Origin of the sequence: Paenibacillus doosanensis, from assembly GCF_025060755.1 — a bacterium.
GTDB lineage: Bacteria > Bacillota > Bacilli > Paenibacillales > NBRC-103111 > Paenibacillus_S > Paenibacillus_S doosanensis.
This window is the reverse complement of sequence record NZ_JANYUY010000023.1, coordinates 23,582-44,058: the sequence shown is the minus strand read 5'-3', so window position 1 is coordinate 44,058 and position 20,477 is coordinate 23,582. Positions and strand designations below refer to the sequence as shown.

Genomic DNA, 20,477 nt, shown 5'->3' with positions numbered 1-20,477 from the left:
ATGTATAAAGTAATGTTAGTGGACGATGATTATCCGGTTTTGGAATTTTTGTCCGAAACGATCCATTGGGAGGACTTCGGACTTACGCTCCAGGGCTGCTGCGAGAACGGCGCGATCGCGCTCGAACAGGCGCAGCGGGACATGCCGGACATCCTGATTACGGATATCGGCATGCCGAAGATGGACGGCTTAGAGCTGATCGGCAAGCTTAAGGAGATTAAGCCGAATCTGCGGGTGGCGATCCTCTCCTGCCATAATGAATTTCATTACGCCCAGCAGGCGGTGAAGCTGAACGTGCAGGATTACGTGCTGAAGGATACGCTCGATCCGGCCGATCTGGAGAAACTGCTTCAGCAGTTCAAGATCAGCTTGGATCAGGAGGAGCGCGTTCAGACGCATCAGCATCAGCTGCAGCATATGGTCGACCGCAACCAAGAGATGCTCAAGGAAAAATTTATCCGCCGCACGCTGCAGCAGCCGATTCTCGATCCGCAGGGCTGGATTGCCGAGGCCCAGTCGTTCCGGCTCGATCTTGCGGGCGTGTCCTGCCTGCCGATTCTCGGCTATGTGAACGAATATCGGGAAGCTCAGCAGCGGTTTATGTCCGACGATATATTGCGCTTTGCGATCGATAATATTATCAGCGAAGTCAGCGGACGGGAGGAGACGCCTGCCGTTCATTTCGCCTACGGCACGAAGGAATCGATCTTCCTGTACCCGTTTCATTCGACGCTCAAGGTCAACCCGTTTGACGTGGCGGCAGAGCGGATAAAAGGCATCCAGAATGCGTTGAACAAGTATATTAAAATTTCGATGTCGTTCATTATCGGCAACATATGCCACCATCCCGAGGAGATTAAAAGCAATTTAAAGGAGCTGTTGTCGAGCAGGGTGCAGCGGTTTTATATGGACGAAGGCTCGATCGAGAAAAAGCGAACGTTTATCCAGGGGGATATGGATTTATTTTCCTGGTACGATCAGGCAAGCACGGAGTTAAGAGAAATGATGCTGGCCAAAAATACGGAGAAAATCGTGCCGACCGTCGAGCATTGGATGGATTTCTTGAAGGAGCACGCCTTCGAGCCGGAGAAAGTCAAAGACTGGGTGCTCAAGCTGCTGCTCGATTTGAAGCTGAAGCTGCAGTCGCTGCAGTATTTCCGCTCGACGTATGCGGTCGATATTTTGCATAAAGAAATTTTGGAGATCGATTCGCTGTTCGAGCTGAAAAAATGGATGATCGATCATTTTCAATCGGTCATATCTTTGGCCAACGAGCTGGGCGATCAAAGCAAGCGGTCCGAGGTGGTGCAGGCGATCCACTATGTGTCGCTGCATCTGGATAAACGAATCAGTCTGGAGGAAGTCGCCGATCATCTGTTTTTGAACAGCAGCTACTTCAGCCGGTTGTTCAAGAAGGAAACGGGGGAGACCTTCATCGAATACGTCACGCGGATGAAGATGAACCGGGCCAAGGAGCTGCTCGATCAGACGAGCCATCCCGTCGGCAAAATTTGCGAAATGCTCGGCTACGACAATCAGAGCTATTTTATTAAAATATTCAAATCGTCCGTAGGCGTCACGCCGATGGAATACAGAGGTCAAAAATCGTCTTGAGAAAGTAAAAATAGTCCTATAGTTTCCGGCGAAAAAGCGGTAGTATGGATATAATCATTCCAACTACTACGGAGGAAACCGATGAACATCGACCAATTGAAACCGTTCTTGCAGGATGCGGCAGAGAAGGAATCGTTATTGTTTCAAGCCGGGGAGCAGGCTTCCTGGTGGAAGCGGGTCCGGCACGCGGAAGGCTATGGGCCCATGATCGACGAAGTGCGCAAGGAAGGGGAAGCTTTGCTCTCGCAGGAGGCTCCGGTCTTATCTTATCGTTTATTCAGCATATTCAAGGAACGCGGCACGAGGCTGGAATACGAACGCGTCTACTTCGAAAAGCGCAAGCGGCTGAATACGTTCGCGATCATGGCTTTGCTTGAGCCGGAACGCGAAGATTATATGGCGGCGCTTCAGGAGACGATATGGTCGATTCTGGACGAATATACCTGGTGCCTGCCGGCCCATGTGGGGGCGGCGTCGGAATCGGTGTCGGAGGCGGAATATTCGCTGAACGACCCGTCCGGATGGCTGAAGGGCAACGCTCAGGTCATCGATTTGTTTTCGGCGGAAACCGGCTTTGCGCTGAGCGAGATTGTAACGCTGATGAAGGACAGGCTGCCGCTGCTATTGCGCAACCGAATGAAGCATGAAGTGTACCGCCGCATTTTTTGGCCGTATATGCAGGGCGAGCCGTTTCATTGGGAGACGGCTACGCATAACTGGGCGTCGGTATGCGCAGGCTCCATCGGCGCCGCTGCGCTGCATTTGATCGGCGACGGGGACGAGCTGGCCGCCGTGCTCGAACGCGTCCTTCGGACGATGGACTGCTATTTGCAGGGCTTCGAGGCGGACGGGGCGACGACGGAAGGATACGGCTATTGGTATTACGGCTTTGGCTTCTTCGTATTTTTCGCCGATTTGCTGAAGAAGCGGACGGGTGGCTCAGTCAACCTATTCGCGAGCGAGAAAGTGCACCAGATCGCGCTGTTTCAGCAAAAATGCTTTATGAGCGGAACGAAGGTCGTCAATTTCTCCGACTCGATGCCCGATATTCACATTCATATGGGGCTTACGCATTATTTAAACCGGATTTATCCGGATGTCGCCATTCCGGAATTGCCGCTGCGCACGACCTATACGGAAGATCATTGCTACCGCTGGGCGACGGCGCTGCGCAATATCGTCTGGTTCCGCGAGGAAAAGGCTGCGGCCGGGGAGCCTTGGGACACGGCGACGTATTATTTGGAAGACGCCGAATGGCTTATTTCGCGGCATGTGAACGAGCGGGGCACGTTCTGCTTCGCCGCCAAGGGCGGGCATAACGCGGAGCCGCATAACCATAACGATCTCGGCCATTTCATTCTGCATGCCGACGGGGAGACGTTCCTGGCCGATCTCGGATGCGGCATGTACACGCAGCAATATTTCGGCGCGGAGCGGTATTCGTACTTGTGCAACGCTTCCGAGGGCCATTCCGTGCCGATCATTGACGGCAAGCCGCAGCGGGAAGGGGCCGGTTACCGTGCGAAGGTGCTCGGCGTATCGGTCGCTCCGGATACGGAACGGATGGAGCTGGAGCTGGCGGGCGCCTACGGCGATGAGCGGCTGCGTCAGCTGAAGCGAAGCTTCCTCTGGCATAAGCAAGAGCAGCCGGTGCTGACGATGGAAGACAGCTACGTATTCGGCGAAGAACCGGAGCAGATCGTCGAGAGGTTCATTACGATGACCGAACCGGATGTGTCCGGCGAGGACTTGACGATTCCCGGCGCGGGTCAGCGCCTTATTATCGATTACGATGCCAAGGAGCTTCAGCCGCATATCGTGAAGCTGTCCTTTGCCGATCATTACGGGATCGACAGGGACGTCTACGCCATCGATTTCAAGCTGCTGCATCCGAAGCGGGAATGCGCGGTTCAATTCCGTTTTCGTTTTGAGTCTTAATGTATGGGGGGAATCAAGCAATGAGTATCGAGTCTACGAAGGAATGGGCGGATAAGGCCTGGGAGCAGACGGTCAGGAAGGTAGGGAGAACGAGCGAGCGCATCGGAGCGGGATTTCCCCATGCCAGCGTGAACGGCGCCTACGTGCTGGAGCCCGCTTATTGGTGGACGGCCGGTTTCTGGCCCGGCCTGCTCTGGCTGCTGTACCGGGACACCAAGGACGAGCATTTCCAAGCGCTTGCCGAGCGCTGCGAGGAGCAGCTGGATCAGGTCATTATGGATTACTACAAGCTGGATCACGATATCGGCTTTATGTGGACGCTGACCAGCGTGGCCCGCTATAAGCTGCTGCAATCCGAGGATTCCAAGCGCCGCGCGCTGCTTGCGGCTACGCTGCTCGCAGGCCGCTTCAACGTGAAGGGCAATTTCATCCGCGCGTGGAACCCGTGGCGGGAAGGCGAGAACAATGCCGGCTGGGCGATCATCGACTGCATGATGAACCTGCCTCTCTTGTATTGGGCTTCCGAGACGCTGGCCGACCCTCGGTTTAAGCATTTGGCGATGGAGCATGCGGATACGGTGCTTGCCAACTTCATTCGTCCGGACGGCTCCGTCTACCATATCGTACGCTTCGATCCGGAGACGGGAGAGCGGGCGGAAGCGCTGGGCGGGCAGGGCTACGCCCCCGAGTCCGGCTGGTCCCGCGGCACGGCATGGGCGATTTACGGGATGGCGCTGAGCTACCGGTACACCGGGGAAGCCCGCTATTTGGACGCGGCCAAGAGGGCGGCGCATTACTTCATTTCGCAGCTGCCCGAGGATCATGTGCCGCATTGGGATTTCCGCCTTCCCGAGGGTGTGGCGAAGTACCGCGATTCCTCAGCGGGAGCGTGCGCGGCATGCGGGCTGCTGCTGATCGCGGACCAAGTCGATCCGCTGGAAGCGGCGTCGTACCGCAGAGCGGGCGAAGCGATTCTGCACTCGCTGTACGCCAATTACGGCGCATGGGATGACGAGCGGGAGGAAGGCTTGATTATGCATGGAACAAGCCATTATCCGGAGCAAAAAAATATGGATGTGCCGCTCATCTACGGCGATTATTTCTTCGTCGAAGGCTTGAGCAGGCTGAGAGGGAATACGGAGCTGTTCTGGTAAAAAAAAGCGTTCGGCTGTATCAACCGTGCGAAACCGAATAAAGAGTTGAAGGAACGGCTGTTTCCCGTTGTGAGGGAGCAGCCGTTTTTGTTCTTTTTAGACAGCGGTCGGAACCCCGTATCCTGCTTCCTCTCGATGCTAACGTACCGGTTTTCGGCAAGGATTTGGCCGCCGGCTGGGCGAGACGCCGCAGGACGGGCGGCGGGGAAGCCGTCATATAGGCTCGTCAAGCTGCGGTTCGCGCAGCTCTTGGCTCAGAAAGCGGTACAAGCGGCCGCCGGCCAGTCCTAGCGGATAGTTGGCCGCCTTGCAGGCGAGGCCGCAGGATATATCGGCCATGCGGCCGTTCAGCGGGAGCATCGCGGTTCCGTCCGGCGGCGGATTCAGCGCGGAATGGGGAATGAGCGCGATGCCGAGGCCGCTTTGGACATAATATTTCAGGGCGGCCATACTGCCGATTTCCATCGTGTCCGGCGGCGCGCTTCCTGCTTCTTGCAGCGCAATGTCCAGCTTGCGGCGATAAGGGCAGCCGGCCGATGTAATCAGCAGCCGGTGCTCGCGCAGCTCCGCGGGCGTTACGGACGGCTTGCTTGCCAGAGGATGGCGTTCCGGCACGAGCAGGACGAACCGCTCGATGTATAGCGGCTCGTAATACAGCTCGGAGCCGAGCTCCGGGGCGGAGCAAAGCGCCAGGTCCAGCTCTCCCCGGGCGACCCGTTCGCATAGCTGCGGCGAACTCGCTATTTCGACGGATACGCGGATGTTCGGCCAGCCGGAGACAAATCGCTGCAGCACAGCGGGCAAACGGTAGCTGGCGCAAGGCTCGACGACCCCGAGGCGCAGGTGTCCGGCTTCGCCGAGCTGCAGATCGGCGATACTCGATTGCAGCTGCTCCATTTGCTTGACAATGCTTTTGCTTTGCTCGTAGAACAGCCTTCCCGCTTCAGTCAGAGCGAGTTTTTTGCCGCGCTCGATGAGCTGCGCGCCTACATCGGATTCCAGCTTTTGCATCTGCATGGTGACGGTAGATTGCGCATAATTCATTTCCTCGGCCGCCCGGTGAAAGCTGCCTAATTCCGCGATCCGCTGAAAGGTTCGCAGCGTCTTGATATCCATCGGCCGATCCTCCTTAGAAATGGGTGAAAAAGCTCGCTGCGGCGCCCATTTGATTTTCCGGTTGAAATCCGGAGACAAAGGCGAACGCTACGCCTCACCTCTCCAGATTCAAATGGCCCCTCCGTTTGTTTTTCGCTGCACACATATTCAAAAAAAATGAACGAACTGTTTATATAATTCAATTATACAAAATGTCTAACCCGAGATAAACTGACATTGTAGCATTATGCAATAACAAATCGTTTGGAGGAGAGGATCAAGATGGATTGGAGCCGGAAAATTGCGCTTGTCACCGGAGGAGGGACCGGCATCGGGAGGGCGACGTGCCTGGCGTTAGCCGAACGGGGGGCGGCCGTTGCCGTCAATTATTCGCGTTCCCGCGAGGAGGCGGAGGAAACGGCGGACATCATCAACCGCGGAGGAGGCCGAGCCATAGCGATACAAGCCGATGTCTCGTGCGATGCCAAGGTGCGCTCGATGGTGGAGCACATTGTGCGGACATGGGGGACGGTCGATCTGCTCGTGAATAACGCGAGCGTTACGCGCCATATCCCTTTGGACGATCTGGAGGCGGCGGCGGAGGAAGTATGGGACGAGCTGTTCGACGTCAATGTGAAAGGAATGTTTTACTGCGCGCGAGCGGTCGCTCCGTGGATGAAGCAGAGCAAGCAAGGGGCGATCGTCAATGTCGGCAGCATCGCCGGCCTGAGCGGCTCAGGCTCGTCGCTGCCTTACGCGGTGTCCAAAGCCGCGGTGCATGGGCTGACCAAATCGTTGGCGCGCGCGCTTGCGCCGGAGATTACGGTAAGCTGCGTGGCTCCGGGCGCCGTCGCCACCCGCTGGTGGGAGGGGCGGGAGCAGCAGATGCGCCGGCTCGGCGGCAAGCTGCTGCTTCGGCGCATCGCGGAGCCGGGCGATATCGCACTCGCCGTATGTTCGGCGCTGGAGCAGCCGGCGATGACCGGCCAGATCATCACGGTGGACAGCGGGCAAACGCTGTAACGGCGGTGCCGACAGCGGCGCGGACTGCTGGCGATCTCTTGCCTCAACTCGGCGCATGGTTCTGCGCCGTCCGGCAGCCCGCGGGCCGTTTGCCGGCGCGGGACAAGGCGGCCAAAGCGCCCGCTGCACCGGCCGATTCGGACGGCTCGGCTCAGGAAGCGCCCGGTTCCGGCAGCATCTCGATGAAAGCGCGCAGCGCGCTGCTGACGAAGGAGTCCTTGCGGATGACGAATTCGGTCTTCATCCGCCGCAGCGGCTCGGGGAACGGATGCGCCCGCAAGGAGCCCTCCGCTTCCTGCTTGGCAATGACGGCCTGCGGCAGCAGGGAAATGCCGAGTCCCGCGGATACGCCGCCGATGATTGCCTCCAGCGTGCCGAATTCCATAATGACCGATTGCGTCAAATCGTTGGCGCGCAGCCATTGCTCGAGAAGCTCGCGGTATGTGCACCCGGCGCCGAGCGTAACGATCGGCTTCGTCATCGCCTCTTCGAGGCTCAAGACGGAAGCGGCCGATGCGATGACGAGCTCCTCCTCGAAGGCGGGCATCGCCAGCAGCTCGGGATGGGTGCACTCGCATCCGATGAAGGCGCCGTCGAGCTCGAAGCGCAGCACCTTCTCGATCAGCTGCGCCGTAGGCGCTGTCGAGAGCGACAGCAGCACGTTCGGGTAATGCCCGTAATAGGCGGTTAACAGCTTCGGCAGCCTTACGGCTGCCGCGGTTTGCGTGGAACCGATCATCAGAGGGCCGGCGGGCTCGGTCTTGGATGACAGCGCCTTGCCCGCTTCGTCCAGCAGGCCGACAATCTTGTCGGCATAATTCAGCAGCAGCTTGCCGCTGGCTGAGAGCGTCATCCCGCGGTTGTGGCGCTGGAACAGCTCGGTGCCGAGCTCGGATTCCAAATGCCGCACCCGGGCGGTCACATTCGATTGAACATAGCCTAATTGCTGGGCGGCTCTGGAGACGGACCCTTCGCGGGCCACGATTTGAAATATGCGCAGGTCGGCGCTTTCCATTCGTATTCGCACCTCTTTCCATGGTCATCGGCTTTTTTTGGTATCACAAATCGTGATACTCAATATCTATAACAATCATTATACATAATATCCATCCTCCGTTACAATAAACTCATTCTTTTCAACGGAGGGATTCGGCATGAACAAGTACAAATATGTGGGATTGGTCGTTCTTACCACATTCATTATGGGTATCGCGTTTCCGGTCGGCAAGATCGGGATGGACTATGCGCCGCCGTTTTTTCTAATGGGGCTTCGCTACGTGCTCGCCGGAGGGCTGCTCGCCCTGATCGCCGCCCGCAAGCCGCAGCCCCGCGGCATGAAGCAATGGGGCAGAGCCGCCGTCATCGGCCTCTTTCAGTCGGCCGGAGTGATGGGCTGCGTCTACTACAGCATGCGCTGGGTGACGTCAAGCGAGTCGGCGATCATTACATTCATGAACCCGCTGCTGGTTATCGTGCTCGGCACGCTCTTCACCGGCGCGTCGTACCGCAGAAGACAGTGGCTCGGCGTGCTGGCGGGCTTTATCGGCGTCGTTCTGACCTTCGGACTTCATTTCGAATTCCGTCCCGGGCTGCTGATCTGTTTCGCCGGAGCCGTATGTTTCGCCGCGGCCACGCTGCTGATCAAACGCTGGGGCGCCGCTTTCGATATGACGGTGCTTGCCGCCTATCAAATGGCGGCCGGAGGCATCGCGCTCCTTCTGCTTAGCACTATGACGGAGCGCCCGCATTTCGAGATGACCGTGACATCGGTCGCGGTGCTGGTGTGGCTCGTCGTAATCTGCTCCATCGTGCAGTTTACGGTTTGGTTTTACCTGCTGCAAAGCGGCGATCCCGCCAAAACGAGCTCGTTTCTGTTCCTCGCGCCGTTATTCGGAGTGCTCACCAGTTGGCTGCTGCTCGGAGAAAACATCCGCTGGTACGTCGGCCTGGGCGGGGCATGGATCGCCTTCGGGATTTTTCTGGTCAATTGGGAAGTTCGCTCAACAAGCCGCATTTTGCCGCAGCGTCCGGCAAAGTGACGGCTTTTTTTGCCGGTGGAGAAAAATAACAAAGAATCGATTCCAAAAATATTAGAATAATACCATAAATTCAAAACGGTTTTGATTAAGATGAGAGCGTAAACTTGATGAAAGCGGTTAATCGAATAAACGAATGGAAAGGAATGATTCTAATGTCACAACAGCATATGAACTTTGTGTTTTTTTTCCCGGACGAAATGCGGGCGGAAAGTATTGGCTGCTACGGTCACCCGTTAGTCAAGACCCCGCATCTGGATAATCTAGCCGCAGAGGGAGTGCGGTTCGATCAATGCCATGTGCAAAATACCGTCTGCTCGCCGTCCCGCTGCAGCCTGATGACCGGACTGTACCCGCATGTGTCCGGGCACCGGACGCTATGGCATTTGCTGCGGCCGCATGAGCCGAGCCTGTTCCGTTATTTGAAGCAAGCCGGTTATCAGATAAAATGGTTCGGCAAAAATCATACGTACTGCAACGAATATTTGGAGGAAATATTGGGAGACGAAGCGTATCAGACCAGGGAAGAACTGGAGAGATCGATGCGCGGCGAGTTCCGCTCCGAGAATCCGTTTGATCCGGACGATGAACGGTTTTACAGCTTTTTGCTGAAGCCGCATTCCGAGGGAGGGGAGGAGCCTACGGAGACCGAGCTGAGCGTGGAGAAGGCGATCCGCTTCCTGCAATCGGACGAAGCGCGCGAGAAGCCGTTCGTCCTGTTCCTGCCGACGCTGCTGCCGCATGCCCCGTACGTCGTGCCGGAGCCTTACTACAGCATGTACGATCCGGAAGCGCTGGCCCCGCTGAAGCCGTCCGGGCTGCCGGACAAACCGTCGTATCATGAGCTGATCCGTTCTTACCGCAGGCTGGACCGGATTACCGACGATACGCTGCGCAAGATTCAAGCGATTTATTTGGGAATGATCAGCTATGTGGACGATCAATTCGGGCGGTTAATGGAGGCGCTTTCTTCTCACGGATGGGAAGATAATACGACCGTGATCGTGTCGTCGGATCACGGCGACTATGCCGGGGATTACGGATTGGTGGAGAAATGGCCTAACGCGATGGAGGATTGTCTGACCCGCGTGCCCCTTATCGTGCGAGCTCCGGGCAACCGCAAGGGGCATGTCGTCCGCGAACAGGTGGAGCTGTTCGACATTATGCCGACGATGCTGGAGCTGGCCGGCACGCGGGCGGAGCACGACCATTTCGCCGTCTCCCTCGTCCCGCAGCTGTTCGGAGCGGCCGGCGATCCGGAGCGGGCGGTGTTTGCCGACGGAGGCTATAACAAGCGGGAGCCGCACTGCTTTGAAGGCGATCCGGTTCGGGACGCCTGGTTCGCGAACAATCCGGACAGCTTTTATTGGCCCAAGGCCAGGCAGCAGCAGGAGCATCCGGATAGCGTATGCCGCGCTACGATGCTAAGAACGATGCAGTATAAGCTGGTGAAGCGGACCGATGACGCAAGCGAGCTGTACGACTTGCAAAGCGATCCCGGCGAGCTGCACAACGTATATGACGATGCTTCCTACGCCGATATCCGGCGGCAGCTGGAGCAGAGGATGCTCGAATGGTATATCGAAACATCGGACATCGTTCCCCGTGACAGCAACATGGGCATGTTTATTTTGAAATAGACCGATTTCATGGCAAAGGGGACATCATCATGGCCAGCCGATTGAACTATAAGCAGGTGTTCAGTTACGCATCCGGCAATTTCGGGCTTAATTTGTTTTTCAGCTCCATCTCCACCTATCTGCTCTATTTCTATACCGACAATATGGGCATTACCGCGGCAGCGGCGGGCACTCTGATGTTCGTGGCGCAGCTGGTCAATCTGGTGACCAATCCGCTGATGGGTGTGCTGGTCGACCGGACGAACACGCGCTGGGGGAAATTCCGTCCGTATTTTTTGTTCGGCTGCGTGCCTTTGGCCGTTATCGGGCTGCTTGTGTTCTCCGTTCCGAGTACGGACGCATCCGGTAAAATCGTGTACGCCTACATTACGTACATTCTGTTCAACGTCATCTATTCGATTATTAACATTCCGTACAGCTCGACGCTTGCGGCGATGTCGGACGATTACTACGCCCGCTCCCGCATTTCCTCGATCAAGGTGTTCCTCGGCCAATTCGGCGGACTGATCGTCAGCAGCGCCACCTTGCCGATGATTCACTCGTTCTCCACGGAAGCCGGCGGTTTCCACGCGGTATATACGATGTACGGGGCCGTTCTTGTGATCACGATGCTGATTACTTTTTTCGGCACCCGCGGGGTCGGGCACCGGCCTCCTGTGAAGCCGCAAGCAGGGGGAGAAAGTGCGCCGCAGCTGACGCTGTCGAATCAGCTGAAGACGGTGCTGCTGAACAAATATTTGCTGTGGCTGCTGTTGTTTATTTTGGTGAACACGCTGTCCTTGTCTACGAAAAACGCCGCGTCGCTGTATTTTTTTAAATATAACGTCGGCAATGCGGATCTGTTCTCGGTGTACTCGCTTGTCGGCTTCACGATCCAAATTATCGGCATTCTGCTCAATCCGCTGCTGGTAGCCAAGTGGGGCAAGCGCAATGTCGGCATCATCAGCCAGACGATCGTGATCGTCGGCCTTGCAGGCTTCTACATGCTGCATTCAAGCATGGAGTCGATCTTCTTCTTCGGAGGCGTCAGCTATCTCGGCTTCGGCCTGACGATTCCGCTGCTCTGGGCGATGGTGCCCGACACGATCGAATACGGCACGTGGCGCACCGGAGTCCGTTCCGAAGGCACGATCTATTCGGCCTTTATCTTCGTGCAGCTGCTGTCGCAGGCGGTCGGCTCGAAAATATCGGGCGCGATACTGACGGCCATCGGGTATGTGCCCAATGCGGCGCAAACCGCCGGAGCGCTTCATGGCATTCTGGTGATGGTCACCGTGATCCCGATCGCCGGCTCGATCATCGGTATCGCCGTACTCGCCTTCTACAAGCTGGACGACAAAACGTTCAAGCGGTACGTCAGCGAAATCGAGGCGAGAACAACGACGCTGTCTTAGCCCCAAGAGGCTTTTACGCTCACGGTCTGATATATTCAGCCGCGGGGGCGGAGAGCCTCTTTTGTCTGCCGCATCACGATTCGGGAGAAAGCCGGGAGCGGTATTGCTTCGGCGTCGCATGGGCGTACTTTTTGAACACCTTGGTGAAATAGCTTTGATCGTTGAAGTTAAGGCGCGAGCAAATTTCCGCCAAGGTCAGGGAGCTGAGCCGCAGCAGCTTTTTGGCTTCCTCGACTTTTTCCTTCTGTATATATTCGCTGACGGACAGGCCGAGTTCTTTTTTGAACAGCTGGGATAAATAGTTGGGATGCAGACCGGCCATACCGGCGAGACCGGCAAGCGTAATGTCTTCGTACAGATGATTGAAAATATAGTTGATGCAGGTCAGCACCGTTTTGGAGTAGGAGGCTTCCCGCACCTGCTTGACCCGGCCGGCAAATTCCGCGAACATCTCGTTGCGTTTTTTGATCACCTCGGTGACCGTCGTCAGCTCCTCGATTTGCTGTATATAAATATCGCTCATCGTCCGCGCCACCTCGCTGTTCAACCCGCCGTCGATCGCCGCCCGCGTAGCTAGGGTGACCGAGCAGATCGAGAAGTTTTTGGCGTTGCGCACCAGGCTTTTCTTCGCCAGTACGGCGGGCTGCTGGGGATGGGCGGCGATTTGCTTGCGCAGCTGTTCTGTCTGTCCCTCGCGGATCAACTGCATTAGCGTCCGCTCGTACTGGAGGTCGGGGTGGAGCAGCAGCTTGTCCCGTTGATGGATTAAGGCGAGATCGACATTGTCGCTTACTTTCGCGCCGCCGTCCTCACTCCAGGATACGTCCGCAATATGTTCGGGCCGCAGCTCGATTTTATACAATACATAATAAAATAATTGGCAGGCGTGCTGCAGCTGTTCTTTGCGCATCAAGGGGACCGTCTGAAAATGGCGCATCCATTCGCCGCGGTTTTTAAAGCTCTGATTGTAATCGTTCAATAACCCGGAAATTATATCGTCCGTCGCTTCCCGGAATGTAACGGGACCGAGTACGAACAGGCCGCCGTCCGGCTCATGCGGCAGGGTCGCATAATATTCGATGCCGTTCAGCGTGAGCATCGCCGGCTTATCCGTCGGCTTGGCCGGGCCGAGAAGCGTTTCGCCGTCATCCCCGCCTCCGGGAAATTGCAGTGTCTGCTGCTCGGGATAATGAAACGACACACCTTCCGCAGGGTGAAGATAATGGACGGGCAGGCCGACAGCGGCGTAAAACAGCCTGCATATCGTTTGCAATTCGGTGATATTAAACATGGGGTTCATGGCGGTGGGACGGCCTCCTTCGTGCTAATGGCGGATGGATCGATACGCAATTCGTTCGATTCCATTATACCAAATCGGCGGAGCGCAGCCGCAATCTTTTGCAGCGTTCATACCGGGTTCGCTCCGGGTGATCGGGGAGGCAGGGACGGGAGGCGGGAGTCGTCCGAAGGCCCTGGATGTCGGACGCTCCGCGCTCGCTGAGTACTCCGTTTTTTTATCATAAGTCATGATCATGACTCAATCGTTTGTAGCGGGAATTGGCTTGAGCGATGATTTCCATTGCCTTGTCGAAATACAGCTCGACTTCTTCTTTGGTATCGGCGTGATCCATTCTATCCAGAAAATATAAATATATTTTATATTGATCTGGCGGCAAATTAGTTTTCATTTCCGGCAATTCCGGTTCACCTCCTTTTTTTTCCATTGTATACGGCCCAATGAACGATGGTGCATGAACGTCAAATCCGTAAAGATCAACGGCTTCACAATAGGGCTTTATTTATTGCGCTTGGGCGGCAGAGGGAGGGGGCGCCAATCCGAACGTTCGAACGCGGAAGCGTCGAAGGTAAACAAGCCGGTGACGACACTCACGGCCATAATCATAATCGCAGACAGAAGGAGCGGGTCATCGCTAAGAATGAATGCTTGAAGGCCGATAATTAATGCATCGATAAATAGAACGGCAATGCCTACGTTGATCGAGAAGAACTCCGATAAGAACAAGCCGAGAAGATCGGAGCCTTCCGTGCTTATTTTGTGCCGAAGCATGAGGCCCGAACCGGCGCCGACCAGCACGCCTCCGGCAATCGAACAAAATAAAGGGTCCATATGACTGCCGATGCCCGCTTGCTCCAAATATCGGAGCATGTCGAGAGCAAGGGAAGAGACAAGCAGCCCGAGGACACTGTTGTAAAAGTAGGAGCGGCGGCGGAACCAGGCGTAAATATAAACGGGAATGCTGCAGACCAGGTTGGTCCAGCCTACGTGATAATCCAGCAAATAATTAAAAAGCAAGGCGATGCCGATAAATCCGCCGTCCAGAAGCTTATGAGGGATAAGGAAAAAATTAATGCCGACGGACAGCAGGAAGGAGCCGAGCAGTATGGCGAATAATTTGGCGATCACGATCGTCCCCTCCTTGAATGTTTTGTCAAAACCACCGAAGTCCGAATGCGATTAAAATAACGCCGCCCGCGGTTTCCGCATATTCGCCGAAAATACCTCTGAAATGCTGCCCGAGAAATAATCCGGCGGCCGTAAGCAAAGCTCCGCTGAGACCGATTAAAGTGACCGTCAGCCAAATATCGAGATTGAGCATCCCGAGCCCGAGCCCCGCCGATAAAGCGTCGATGCTGGCTCCCAGCGCAAATACAAGGATTCGCCATCCGTGCAGAGGAATAAGAGGGGCACAGCGTGTATTTCGGTTCGAGACGGAATGATATACGATCATGAGTCCCAGCCCGATTAAGAGCAGCGCTCCGATTCTTATGACGAAGCTGCCGACAAACATCTTGACATACATGCCGATCCCGATGCCGATCAGCGGCATCAACAGGTGGAAGACGCCGACCGCTGCGCTGATCTCGGATATTTTTTTCCAGTGCAGTCTCATCATGCCGAAGCCGAGTCCCAACGAGAAGGCATCCATTCCCATTGCGAGTGCAAGAATGAGAAGCGATAGAAAGCTGCTTTGTTCCATGTAATCCATCCATCTCCTTTTCCGCCGCAGGCGAAGATTGTATAACCGAAAAAAAACAGACTCCTACCAACGTGAACACGCTGGTAGGAGTCATCAGCCTAAGAGGCGGTTACGGCGAACTCCATCGCCTATAGTTTGTTCCATTATATGCTTGTCTTTAAAAAACATTCGAGCCGGGCAAGTTAAAATTTCAGTTGACGAAAGAATGCCGCGTAAGGTAAAATAACATCAATGAATAGGCGATGGAGTTCGCCATTAACCGCCTTCGGGCTAATGACTCCTACCAACGTGTTTTTGTCGTTGGTAGGAGTCTATTTTTTTGTCCGAAAACGCCTATCCGCGGAACCCGTGTCTAATACTTTTCCTTACCGAAATGTTTCATATGCCTTTATTTCCGGAACCGTTCATACAGCGTGAATCGAATCTACGGCAGGCAACCATGAAAAGACACGTTCTATATATTTTCAATGACTATCCGGAGGTGACTGCAATGAAAGGAATCATCAAAGAATTGCGGGCAAGGGAAATTTTGGATTCAAGAGGAAATCCGACCGTAGAAGTGGACGTCATAACGGAAGAAGGAGCGATCGGCCGTGCCGCCGTACCTTCCGGCGCGTCGACGGGGGAACGGGAGGCCGTGGAGCTTCGCGACGGGGACCCGAAACGATTCGCAGGCAAGGGAGTGAGGCAGGCCGTTGCCCATGTCGAGCGCGACATTGCCGCGGCGTTAAAGGGGCGGTCGGTATTGAACCAGGCGGAGCTTGACCGCATCATGCTGGAGCTTGACGGCACCGCGAACAAAAGCAGACTGGGCGCGAATGCGATCCTGGGCGTTTCTATGGCGGCGGCGCGCGCGGCCGCTGCGGTGCAGGGCGTATCGCTATTCCGTTATCTTGGCGGAGCGCAAGGAGGCAAGCTGCCGCGGCCCTGCATGAACATTATCAATGGCGGCGCCCATGCCGACTCGAATATCGCGATCCAGGAATTTATGATCGTTCCGGTAGGCGCTCCCACTGTAGCGGAAGGAATCCGCTTCGGCGCGGAAGTGTACCATACCTTGAAATCGATTTTGAAAAGCAAGGGACTGGTGACTTCCGTAGGCGACGAAGGAGGCTTCGCCCCCCGTTTGGCTTCCAGCGAAGAGGCGATTCAATGCATCGTGCAGGCGATCGAGCAGTCCGGATATAAGGCGGGCGAACATATTGCCATTGCGCTGGACCCGGCCGCAAGCGAGTTTTACAAAGAAGGAGCCTATCATTTTGAAGGCAAAGTCATGGATTCCGCTCAAATGATTCAGTATTACGAATCGCTGGTTGACAAATACCCGATTATATCGATCGAGGACGGCTTGTCGGAGCATGATTGGGCGGGCTGGAAGCTTCTGACCGAAAGACTGGGAGGGCGCATTCAACTGGTAGGAGACGATATCTTCGTCACCAATCCGCAAATCTTTGCCGAAGGCATCGCGCAAAAGATCGGGAACGCCATATTAATCAAGCTGAATCAAATCGGCACGGTCAGCGAAACGCTGAAAACGATCCAAATGGCCAAAGAAGCCGGTTACGGCATCATGATTTCGCATCGCTCCGGGGAAACCGAGGATACGTTTATTTCTGATTTGGCTGTCGCGACCAACGCGGGTCAGATGAAAACGGGCGCTTTGTCCCGAAGCGAACGGCTGAGCAAATACAACCAGCTGATCCGTATCGAAGAAGAGCTGTACGGCCATAGATAAACCTTACGGCAAGCTGTCTATCCAAGCCATACATGGAAAAAGCCGTTTGAACGAATAAATATAAAATAAGACGCGGAGAGGAAGAGACTGTATGTCAAACCGTCATTTTTCTAAAGAAGATATTTTGCGCATTGCTCAAGAACAACACGTTCGTTTCATTCGCTTGCAGTTCACCGATTTGCTGGGGACGATTAAAAATGTGGAAATTCCCGTGAGCCAGCTGGAAAAAGCGCTGGACAACAAGATCATGTTCGACGGTTCCTCCATAGAAGGCTATGTGCGGATTGAAGAGTCGGATATGTACTTATATCCGGATCTGAATACATGGGTTATTTTTCCGTGGGTGACGGACGGCAAGGTGGGCAGACTCATTTGCGATGTTTACATGCCCGACGGCACGCCGTTTGCCGGAGATCCGCGGGGGATACTGAAGCGCTGCTTGACGGAAGCGCACGATATGGGATTCGATTCGATGAATGTCGGCCCGGAGCCGGAGTTTTTCTTATTTAAAACGGATTCGCACGGGAACCCGACGCTCGAACTGAACGATCAGGGAGGATACTTTGACCTGGCTCCTACGGATTTAGGAGAAAACTGCCGCAGAGACATCGTCTTAACGTTGGAGGAAATGGGATTTGAAATCGAGGCGTCTCACCACGAGGTGGCCCCGGGTCAGCATGAAATCGATTTTAAATATGCCGATGCGGTGACCGCGGCGGATCAGATTCAAACGTTCAAGCTCGTCGTCAAGACGATCGCCAGACAGCACGGCCTGCATGCCACCTTCATGCCCAAGCCGCTGTTCGGCGTTAACGGATCGGGAATGCACTGCCATCAATCGCTGTTCAACGGCCAGCATAACGCCTTTTACGACGAGAGCGACGGCCTGGGCTTAAGCGCGACGGCCCGTCATTACATGGCCGGAATTTTGCGGCATGCCCGCGCTTTCGCAGCGATTACGAATCCGACCGTCAATTCGTACAAACGACTCGTTCCCGGATATGAAGCGCCTTGCTATGTCGCTTGGTCGGCGAGCAACCGCAGCCCGATGATCCGCATTCCCGCATCCAGAGGCTTAGGGACACGGGTCGAAGTGCGCAATCCGGACCCTGCCGCCAATCCGTACCTGGCTATGGCCGTTATGCTGAAAGCGGGACTGGACGGCATTAAACATAAGATGAAGCTGCCTCAAGCGACGGACCGCAACATTTATGTGATGTCGGAGGAGGAGCGCGAGCAGGAAGGGATTCCGAGCCTCCCCGCTTCCCTGGAGGAAGCGCTGAACGAGCTGAGACGCAGCGAAGTCGTCTGCGATGCTCTTGGCGAGCATGCACTGAGCCACTTCCTTGAATTGAAAGAGATCGAATGGGATATTTTCCGTACGCATGTTCACGCCTGGGAGCGCGATCAATATCTTACACTGTATTAATTGACATGCAGAAGACAATTCCTGTCCGTTAAGGCGGGAGTTGTCTTCATAATGGAAGCCACTGGATAAAAGAGGGAATCGAAAAGATGAATATCATTGCAGTAGGTTTATTCGGAGCCGCAGGCGCTCTGCTGCGTTATCTCATGGGATTGTGGATTCACGGCTGGTGGCCGTCTCCTTTTCCGTTCGGGACGCTGATCATCAATTTGCTCGGATGCTTGATGTTGGGCTGGTTTTCCACCTGGGCAGCGTCGTTGGCGAGCTTGCCTTCATGGCTCCGTTTAGGATTTGGAACGGGGTTTGTCGGTGCGTTTACGACTTTTTCCACGTTTAGTGTGGAGACCGTCAACCTGATCCATGCCGAGTTGTGGGGAAGCGCTCTGCTCTATGTCATGTCGAGCTTCATCGGTGGCCTGGTTTTTGCTTGGGCCGGTTATGAAATCTTCCAGATCCAGCTGCGCCGGAAATCCAAAGGAGTGCAGCCGTCATGACAATCAACTTGCTTCTTGTCGCTATCGGAGGTTTTTTGGGGGCGTGCGCCCGGTACGGGTTCAGCACGTGGTTCAATAAGCGTTATCCGGCTATACTGCCGCGGGCTACGCTGTTGATCAATTTATCCGGATCGTTTTTGCTAGGACTGCTGGCCGGAGCCGCATGGGGAGACGCCGTCTATTTGCTGATCGGAACGGGGTTTATGGGGGCTTACACTACATTCTCCACCTTCAACGTCGAAAACATCCAGTTAGTTAGAAATAAGGAATGGAAAGCGCTGCTGATCTATGTTGCGGCCAGCTATGTGCTCGGACTGCTTCTTGCGTATGCGGGAATTTCGGTCGGAATGACAATGAAAGGGTGAGTGAGCATGGCAAATTCGGCATTGCTTCGGATCGTTATCGGAGAGTTCGAAGAGGGGGACAGCGAATGGGAGTTTCTGTACAAGGAAATTGTGCAGACCTTGTGGAATCACGGGATTTCCGGCGCTACCGTCATACGAACGGATGAAGGAATCGGGGAAGACAACGAATATAGGGCCGTCGTTCTCGAAGACATCGCATTCAATAATTTGCCTATCGTCATCGAGGCTGTCGACGACAAGGAACGGATCGAAGCCATGCTGCCCGAATTGAAAAAGAAGATACCGCACGGAGAAATCGTTACGATGCAAGCGATTCGTATTCTGGAGGAGGATGTACCGATGGACGATCAGGCGCATCTCATGCTGAAAGTATACTTGAAGGAACAAACTCACGGGCTCAAAACGGCAAATTATGAAGATATCTTAGGGCTGTTTCGCGAACATGAGCTCATCTGGTCCATCGTAATGCGGGGGATTGAAGGGTTCGGCAAAGATCATGTCATTCACAAGCAATCCCTCTTTTCCTTCTCCTCGAATGTGCCGGTCGTCATTGAATCGGTCGGCAAAGCGGAGGTGATCCGCGGCTTGCTGCCCAAGCTGAAGGAACAAGTACAGGATGGCTTGGTCATCGCGATCCCCGTTCAAGTAGATGCGGATCGCTAAATTCTGAATCGTTTTTTTTAGAAAGACGGCGGAAGGCGGAGACATGCTCGAGATCGATCTTGTCCGGCGGAGCATCGAGCTCTTGGTATCGGATGAGGAAATGGAGCGCCGCCGCGCCAGCTGGAACGGATTCGAGCCGAAGGTTAAGGACGGTTATTTGGCCCGGTATTCGAAGCTCGTCACTTCCGCAAGCACCGGCGGCGTTTTGAAGATTTGATCAATCCACCATGCCGCCGCGCAGCGCGGCGACCACCACTTGCGTACGGTCCTCGCAGCCGAACTTCTGCAAAATCCGATGCACGTGGGATTTGACGGTGCCTTCCGCAATGACGAGCTTTTGGGCAATTTGATCGTTGCGCAGCCCGTAAGCCATTTCTTGCAAGATTTGCTGTTCGCGGTCGGTTAGCGGCTCCAGCATCGGCGGCTTGGTGTCGGCTCCGGTCATCGCCGGGCCGGAGGCCGCCACCCGGAGCAGCGCGTTAGCGGCCAGTCCCGTCTTGTAGATGGCCTCTCCGCGAAAGGCGGAGCGTATGGCCGCGAGCATCTCTTCCACGTCCGCATCTTTCAGTAAATAACCGACTGCCCCAGCGCGAATACCTTGATAAATGTACTCCTGATCGTCGAAAGTCGTCAGAATGACGGTTTTCGTCTCCGGCCAGCGGCTCATAATTTGTTGGATCGCTTCAATCCCCGACATCCGCGGCATTTGAATATCCATTAGGACGACGTCCGGTCTGAGCTCGGCCGTTCGTTCCACCGCTTCCCGTCCATCCGAAGCTTCCCCTACGAGCTGCATGTCGGCCTGCAAGCCGATGACATAACCGAAGCCTTGGCGAATCATCGTCTGGTCGTCGGCGAGCAGTACTTTAATTTTGCTTGGCAGCCGATCTTCAAGCGTCAT

General features: G+C 55.2%; 19 protein-coding genes, 1 pseudogene and 2 riboswitches. Of the genes and pseudogenes, 13 read left to right on the top strand and 7 right to left on the bottom strand.

Going from position 1 to position 20,477, the window contains the following annotated elements:
- The 3 genes from N0M98_RS17495 (at position 1) to N0M98_RS17485 (ending at position 4,706) form a co-directional block, all read left to right on the top strand.
- Positions 1-1,614, top strand: a complete 1,614-nt coding sequence (locus N0M98_RS17495) for a response regulator transcription factor (RefSeq protein ID WP_249863701.1) — start codon at positions 1-3, stop codon at positions 1,612-1,614.
- 81 nt (positions 1,615-1,695) lie between these two features.
- The gene (locus N0M98_RS17490; RefSeq protein ID WP_259618672.1) at positions 1,696-3,552 is read left to right on the top strand and encodes a heparinase II/III family protein; all 1,857 of its coding nucleotides are present in this window, start codon (positions 1,696-1,698) and stop codon (positions 3,550-3,552) included.
- Between the two features lie 20 nt (positions 3,553-3,572).
- Positions 3,573-4,706 carry a glycoside hydrolase family 88 protein gene (locus tag N0M98_RS17485; protein WP_249863699.1) on the top strand — a complete coding sequence of 378 codons (1,134 nt, stop codon included), beginning with the start codon at positions 3,573-3,575 and terminating at the stop codon, positions 4,704-4,706.
- 213 nt (positions 4,707-4,919) lie between these two features.
- Here N0M98_RS17485 and N0M98_RS17480 read toward each other — a convergent pair whose 3' ends face one another.
- Positions 4,920-5,822, bottom strand: a complete 903-nt coding sequence (locus N0M98_RS17480; RefSeq protein WP_259618671.1) for a LysR family transcriptional regulator — start codon at positions 5,820-5,822, stop codon at positions 4,920-4,922.
- Between the two features lie 261 nt (positions 5,823-6,083).
- On the opposite strand from N0M98_RS17480, the gene N0M98_RS17475 reads away from it, so the two are divergent.
- The gene (locus N0M98_RS17475; RefSeq protein WP_259618670.1) at positions 6,084-6,824 is read left to right on the top strand and encodes an SDR family NAD(P)-dependent oxidoreductase; all 741 of its coding nucleotides are present in this window, start codon (positions 6,084-6,086) and stop codon (positions 6,822-6,824) included.
- A gap of 151 nt (positions 6,825-6,975) precedes the next feature.
- Here N0M98_RS17475 and N0M98_RS17470 read toward each other — a convergent pair whose 3' ends face one another.
- Positions 6,976-7,839: a LysR family transcriptional regulator gene (locus N0M98_RS17470; RefSeq protein WP_259618669.1), complete on the bottom strand. Its 864-nt coding sequence runs from the start codon at positions 7,837-7,839 to the stop codon at positions 6,976-6,978.
- A 139-nt stretch (positions 7,840-7,978) separates the two neighbouring features.
- Here N0M98_RS17470 and N0M98_RS17465 point away from each other — a divergent pair, with 139 nt between their 5' ends.
- From N0M98_RS17465 to N0M98_RS17455, 3 genes are all read left to right on the top strand, one after another.
- Positions 7,979-8,863, top strand: coding sequence for a DMT family transporter (locus N0M98_RS17465; protein WP_249863695.1), 885 nt, complete (start codon positions 7,979-7,981; stop codon positions 8,861-8,863).
- A 152-nt stretch (positions 8,864-9,015) separates the two neighbouring features.
- A complete protein-coding gene (locus tag N0M98_RS17460; RefSeq protein WP_259618668.1) occupies positions 9,016-10,500 on the top strand; it encodes a sulfatase family protein in 1,485 nt (494 codons plus the stop codon).
- Positions 10,501-10,529: 29 nt separating this feature from the next.
- Positions 10,530-11,894, top strand: a complete 1,365-nt coding sequence (locus N0M98_RS17455; RefSeq protein WP_259618667.1) for a glycoside-pentoside-hexuronide (GPH):cation symporter — start codon at positions 10,530-10,532, stop codon at positions 11,892-11,894.
- Between the two features lie 73 nt (positions 11,895-11,967).
- Here N0M98_RS17455 and N0M98_RS17450 read toward each other — a convergent pair whose 3' ends face one another.
- The 4 genes from N0M98_RS17450 to N0M98_RS17435 all read right to left on the bottom strand — a co-directional run bounded on the left by N0M98_RS17450 (position 11,968) and on the right by N0M98_RS17435 (position 14,893).
- Positions 11,968-13,194, bottom strand: coding sequence for a helix-turn-helix domain-containing protein (locus N0M98_RS17450; protein ID WP_259618666.1), 1,227 nt, complete (start codon positions 13,192-13,194; stop codon positions 11,968-11,970).
- Positions 13,195-13,411: 217 nt separating this feature from the next.
- The gene (locus tag N0M98_RS17445; RefSeq protein ID WP_249863691.1) at positions 13,412-13,591 is read right to left on the bottom strand and encodes a hypothetical protein; all 180 of its coding nucleotides are present in this window, start codon (positions 13,589-13,591) and stop codon (positions 13,412-13,414) included.
- 98 nt (positions 13,592-13,689) lie between these two features.
- On the bottom strand, positions 13,690-14,319 hold the full coding sequence (locus N0M98_RS17440) for a YitT family protein (RefSeq protein ID WP_249863690.1): 630 nt from the start codon (positions 14,317-14,319) through the stop codon (positions 13,690-13,692).
- 25 nt (positions 14,320-14,344) lie between these two features.
- Positions 14,345-14,893 (bottom strand): manganese efflux pump MntP, encoded by a 549-nt coding sequence (locus N0M98_RS17435; RefSeq protein ID WP_259618665.1) that lies wholly within the window; start codon positions 14,891-14,893, stop codon positions 14,345-14,347.
- A 77-nt stretch (positions 14,894-14,970) separates the two neighbouring features.
- Positions 14,971-15,031, bottom strand: a riboswitch (Fluoride riboswitch).
- Positions 15,032-15,122: 91 nt separating this feature from the next.
- A riboswitch (Fluoride riboswitch) is annotated at positions 15,123-15,183 on the top strand.
- 200 nt (positions 15,184-15,383) lie between these two features.
- On the opposite strand from N0M98_RS17435, the gene eno reads away from it, so the two are divergent.
- The 6 genes and pseudogenes from eno to N0M98_RS17405 all read left to right on the top strand — a co-directional run.
- Positions 15,384-16,628 (top strand): phosphopyruvate hydratase, encoded by a 1,245-nt coding sequence (eno, locus tag N0M98_RS17430; RefSeq protein ID WP_259618664.1) that lies wholly within the window; start codon positions 15,384-15,386, stop codon positions 16,626-16,628.
- A gap of 91 nt (positions 16,629-16,719) precedes the next feature.
- Entirely contained in the window at positions 16,720-18,057 is a 1,338-nt protein-coding gene (glnA, locus tag N0M98_RS17425; RefSeq protein ID WP_259618663.1) for a type I glutamate--ammonia ligase, read from the top strand.
- A gap of 86 nt (positions 18,058-18,143) precedes the next feature.
- A complete protein-coding gene (gene crcB / locus N0M98_RS17420) occupies positions 18,144-18,548 on the top strand; it encodes a fluoride efflux transporter CrcB (protein WP_249863686.1) in 405 nt (134 codons plus the stop codon).
- Positions 18,545-18,913 carry a fluoride efflux transporter CrcB gene (crcB, locus tag N0M98_RS17415; RefSeq protein WP_249863685.1) on the top strand — a complete coding sequence of 123 codons (369 nt, stop codon included), beginning with the start codon at positions 18,545-18,547 and terminating at the stop codon, positions 18,911-18,913. Before crcB (N0M98_RS17420) ends, crcB (N0M98_RS17415) begins: the two co-directional genes overlap by 4 nt.
- A gap of 6 nt (positions 18,914-18,919) precedes the next feature.
- Positions 18,920-19,576: a DUF190 domain-containing protein gene (locus N0M98_RS17410; protein WP_249863684.1), complete on the top strand. Its 657-nt coding sequence runs from the start codon at positions 18,920-18,922 to the stop codon at positions 19,574-19,576.
- Between the two features lie 31 nt (positions 19,577-19,607).
- Positions 19,608-19,793, top strand: a pseudogene (locus N0M98_RS17405) (dihydroxy-acid dehydratase); the annotation flags it as partial.
- On the opposite strand, the gene N0M98_RS17400 reads toward N0M98_RS17405, so the two are convergent.
- Positions 19,794-20,477, bottom strand: coding sequence for a response regulator transcription factor (locus N0M98_RS17400; protein WP_259618662.1), 684 nt, complete (start codon positions 20,475-20,477; stop codon positions 19,794-19,796).